General features: G+C 65.0%; 1 protein-coding gene. It reads right to left on the reverse strand.

All coding sequences use genetic code 11. From position 1 onward, the window contains the following. A partial coding sequence (locus VEK15_12095; protein ID HXV61431.1) for a carbohydrate-binding protein occupies positions 1-2,357 on the reverse strand: 2,357 nt, incomplete at both ends.

Raw genomic sequence — 2,357 nt, forward strand, 5'->3', positions numbered from 1 at the left:
CATGTGAAACAGCTCGACCGCCTCGTCACCGCTACCGAGACGGGCCATCGCCATCACCACCCAGACAGCGGCGTGGGTGTACTGGCCGCCGTTCTCCCGCACACCCGGGGGGTATCCCTTTATGTAGCCGGGCTGCTGCGCCGATCGGTCGAAGGGCGGCGCGAGGAGCAAGACCACCCGATGGCCCCGTCGGATCAAATGAGTGCGGACGGCATCCATGGCGCGATCGGCGAAGCGCAAGGGCACCGCGGCCGAGAGGACTGCCCAGGACTGGACGATGGAGTCGATCTTGCACTCGTCGTTTTGTGACGCGCCCAAAGGTGTGCCGTCATCGTAATAGCCGCGCCGGTACCACTCGCCGTCCCAAGTCTGCTCCAGCGTCGCCGCCAGGCGAGATACCTCGCTCCGGTAACGCTCGGCTCGTGGGCCATCGCCGCGCGCCTCGCACAACACCGCGAAATCCTTCAAAACGCCGTGGAGGAAGAAGCCGAGCCACGTGCTCTCCCCTCGCCCTTCTCTTCCCACCAGGTTCATTCCATCGTTCCAGTCGCCGATTCCCATGAGGGGAAGGCCGTGGGCGCCAGCCGTCAGTCCCTTGTCGATCGCCCGCAGGCAATGTTCGAAGAGAGACCCCTCCTCCGCCGAGACCTTCGGGTGGAGGTATGCCTCGTGCGCGTCCGGCGGGAGGAGCGGTGCTTCGAGGTACGGGACAGGCTCGTCCAGGACGGCGGCGTCTCCCGTCGTCCGGACATAATGGGCGACCGCGTGGGGAAGCCACAGTAGATCGTCCGAGCAGCGCGTGCGCGTGCCACGGCCGCTCGGCACGTGCCACCAGTGCTGGACGTCTCCTTCCAGGAATTGCCGGCTCGCCGCCCGCAGGAGATGCTCTCTCATGAGCCCTGGTCGCGAGAACGCAAGGGCCATGACGTCCTGGAGCTGGTCGCGAAATCCGAAGGCTCCACCAGGTTGGAAGTAAGCCGATCGCGCCCACAGTCTACAGCTCACGGCCTGATAGAGGAGCCAGCGGTTCATGAGCAAGTCGAAGGAGTCGTCCGGAGTTCGGACCTGAACCGCGTCGAGGATCTCGTCCCAAGACCGGCGTACGTTTTCGCGGGCGACATCCGCCGCGGACAGGCTGCCGTGACGGCGCACCAGCTCCCGAGCCTCCTCGAGATCCTTCCCTTGTCCCAGGAGGAAAGCGACGCGACGCGTCTCGCCCGGCGCCAGGCTGACCGAGACCTGAAGTGCCGCACAGGGATCGAGCCCTGCTCCGAAACGGCCCGAGAGAGCCTTACGGTGAAGCGCTGCCGGCCGACCGATTTCACCGTTTCTGCCCAGAAAGGACTGACGGTCACCCGTCGCCGAGCGCGGCCGCTCGCTCGCAAAGGAGAAGGCCACGCGCCCCGCGAGCTCCTGGTGAAACGGATTTCGTGCCAGGATCGCTCCTGTTTCCAAATCGAGCTCGGTCACGACGTGCGCGCTCTGGCCCGCCCGCGGCGGGCCCAGAACCCAATCGTTGTAGGCGAACACGCTCAGACGGCGGTGCTCTCCGCTCTCGTTCATGAGGGTAAGATGAGAGAACTTCACCGGGTCCTTCGCGTCGACGAAAATCTCGAGCTCCTGTCGAATACCATTCGCGACCCGCTCGAAGCGGGTGAGCCCCGCAGAATGTCGAATTACGAAGCGCCCGCTCGCTGCGGTGCGCGGCATGGGTCCGGGTGTGGGCGACCATGTTTCCGCTGTCTCCTCGTCGCGCACGAAGAGTGCCTCAGCGGTCGGGTCGGTGACGGGGTCGCTCGCGAACGGCGTCAGGCGGTTCTCGCGGCTGTTCGCCGACCAGGTGTGGGCCGCCCCTGAGGCTGTGACCAACGTCCCGAATATGGGATTGGCGATGACGTTGACCCAGGGTGAGGGAGTCTCCTGGTCTCCTTCGAGTACGATGGCGTATTCCCGTCCTTCGTCGCTGAAGCCCCCGATACCGTTAAAGAGATCCCAGTGTGGCATCGTTGGCCCTGTAGAAGATGATGTCCAGCCAGTACGCGAGGGGACCAGCTCTTCTGGTTCGGGCCGCTCGATAGGAAGCCCGTCGAGCTGCTGAGACAGCGTCCCCCGCTCGCCGCTCAAGACGGCCCGCGCAACGCTCGCGAGGAGTATCCGCTCTGCCTCCGTCATCCCATCGCGGCGCAGTAGGTAGGCGCCTCCCGGACGGTGTTTCCATTCGCGCCAGGATCCATTGTCGAGAAGCGCCGCGAGGTGTCCTTGCATTTCGTCGAGGTAACTCGTGGGATGCTCGTTGAGGATAACGACGTCGGCGCTCAAGCCCTTGAGGCGCCAGTACTCCTGCGCTCGCAACACCT

It is taken from the genome of Vicinamibacteria bacterium (assembly GCA_035620555.1).
Taxonomy (GTDB): Bacteria; Acidobacteriota; Vicinamibacteria; order Marinacidobacterales; family SMYC01; genus DASPGQ01.